Source organism: Paenibacillus campinasensis (assembly GCF_002272015.1).
Classification (GTDB): Bacteria; Bacillota; Bacilli; order Paenibacillales; family Paenibacillaceae; genus Paenibacillus_AQ; species Paenibacillus_AQ campinasensis.
This window is the reverse complement of record NZ_NPBY01000138.1, coordinates 1-661: the sequence shown is the minus strand read 5'-3', so window position 1 is coordinate 661 and position 661 is coordinate 1. Positions and strand designations below refer to the sequence as shown.

1 protein-coding gene is annotated in these 661 nt (G+C 51.4%); it reads left to right on the top strand.

The genetic code is table 11. The features are described 5' to 3' along the window. Positions 1 to 166 precede the first annotated feature (166 nt). A partial coding sequence (locus CHH67_RS25725; protein WP_144029326.1) for a DoxX family protein occupies positions 167 to 661 on the top strand: 495 nt, incomplete at its 3' end.

Genomic DNA, 661 nt, shown 5'->3' with positions numbered 1-661 from the left:
TTGAGTATAATGTGATTTAAATCACATATATTGTGATTTTTTTCACTTATAATGAAGATGTAAGGAAGAGATGATCATCTGATAAACAAACAGCGCCTCACCTTAATCAAGTCCAGCGGCGCTGATACTAAAACAAAAAATGATATCAAACCAAGGAGTGGTTCATATGTTTAACAATTGGCTGAGAAACAACAAAGTTGCAATGTGGCTCTTGACAGTGCTGCGGATCTACATCGGGTATGAGTGGTTAACCGCTGGCTGGGGCAAACTAACCGGCAACTTCGATGCCGGAGGCTTCCTGCAAGGCGCTATCGCCAAGGCAGCCGGTGACCATCCGGCAGTGCAAGGCTGGTGGGCTGCCTTCCTCGAGCATGCTGCCCTCCCGGGCGTGAAGTTCTTCAACTTCCTCATCCCGGTCGGTGAAGTCCTCGTCGGTCTCGGACTGATTCTCGGTACCTTCACCACCTTCGCCGCACTGATGGGACTTGTGATGAACGCCGCATTCCTCCTGTCGGGCACAGTGAGCACCAACGTGCAGCTGCTGCTGATTGAAGTCCTTATCATCGTCGCTGCTGCCAACGCCGGCAAAATCGGCTTCGACCGCTGGGTGCTTCCTTTCCTTCGCGGACTGTGGACCAAATGGACCCGCAAGGGCTATGAC